The sequence below is a fragment of the Ruegeria aquimaris genome (assembly GCF_025751555.1).
In the GTDB taxonomy this organism is placed as follows: Bacteria; Pseudomonadota; Alphaproteobacteria; order Rhodobacterales; family Rhodobacteraceae; genus Ruegeria_B; species Ruegeria_B aquimaris.
This window is the reverse complement of the sequence record NZ_JAOWLB010000060.1, coordinates 1-1,326: the sequence shown is the minus strand read 5'-3', so window position 1 is coordinate 1,326 and position 1,326 is coordinate 1. Positions and strand designations below refer to the sequence as shown.

General features: G+C 60.6%; 1 protein-coding gene and 1 other annotated feature. The gene reads left to right on the top strand.

Annotated features, from left to right (window positions below):
- The first annotated feature begins 50 nt into the window (after positions 1 to 50).
- Positions 51 to 1,285, top strand: a protein-coding gene (locus tag OE747_RS24565) for an IS3 family transposase (protein WP_404818361.1) whose coding sequence is annotated in 2 segments (ribosomal slippage) — positions 51 to 345 and positions 345 to 1,285 — 1,236 coding nt in all. Because the reading frame shifts where the segments join, the coding sequence is not laid out codon by codon here.
- Positions 338 to 454 (top strand) — a sequence feature (AL1L pseudoknot). It overlaps the preceding gene by 117 nt.
- Positions 1,286 to 1,326: the final 41 nt, after the last annotated feature.

The window sequence follows — 1,326 nt, the reverse complement described above, 5'->3', positions numbered from 1 at the left end:
TGAACCGCCCCGGGTTTACTGGAGAGTAAAATACTCAAAGGATGAGCCCTATGACCAAGCAGAGATTCACCCCCGCCTATCCGGTCGAGCTTCGCGAACGCGGTGTTCGGATGTTTCGAGAGAACCGCGGCGATTATTCCAGCGATACGGCGGCCTACAAGGCGATTGCGCCGAAGCTTGGCTGTTCGCCCGACAGTCTGCGCGTCTGGTGCCAGCAGGCCGAACGTGACGTCGGCCAGCGCGGCGGGCTGACGAGTGCCGAGAAGGATCGGATCAAGGAACTGGAGCGGGAGGTTCGTGAACTGCGCCAGGCCAACGAGATCCTGAAGAAGGCCAGCGCGTATTTTGCGATGGCGGAGCTCGACCGCCCGTTTCGCAAATGATCGCGTTCATCGATGATCAGCGCGGTGTCCATGGTGTCGGGCCGATCTGCAGGGTTCTGGGGATCGCACCATCGACGTATTACGCCGTCAAGGCCGTGGCGCGCGATCCGGCTCTGGCATCGGATCGGGCCAGGCAGGATCAATTGGACATGGCCGCCATCAAGGACGCGTTCGACGGCAGCCAAGGTCGCTATGGCGCGCGCAAGGTCTGGCATCAGCTGCGCCGCGGCGGCCACGATATCGCCCGCTGCACGGTGGAGCGGCTGATGAAGGTCATGGGATTACAAGGTGTTGTGCGCGGCAAGAAGGTGATCACGACCAATCCAGATGCAGCCCGGCCTTGTCCGGACGACAAGGTGAACCGAGCCTTCGTCGCCGATATGCCGAACCAGCTGTGGGTCAGCGACTTCACCTATGTCTCCAGCTGGCAGGGCATGGTCTATGTGGCTTTCGTCATCGACGTTTTCGCCCGCAAGATCGTCGGCTGGCGCGTCTCGACCTCGATGACCACCGGGTTCGTCTTGGATGCCCTGAACCAGGCGATCTGCCAGAGGGCGCCGTCCGAGGCTGACAAATTGATCCATCACAGCGATCGGGGCAGCCAATACCTGTCGATCCGATACACCGAGCGGCTGGCTGAGGCCGGCATCGATACCTCGGTCGGCAGCGTCGGCGATTCCTACGACAACGCCCTGGCAGAAAGCATCATCGGCCTGTTCAAGACCGAGGTGATCAAGTTCCTCGGTCCTTGGAAATCGGTCGGCCAGGTCGAGTGGGAAACCCTGAAGTGGGTCGACTGGTATAACAAGACGCGCCTGCACAGCGCCATCGGTTACATCACGCCGAACGAAGCAGAGGAGGCATTCTACGCAAGCTTGAACGCTGACGAAAAAGCAGCCTAATCATTGAACCACAAACTCTCCGGTAAACCCGGGGCGGTTCA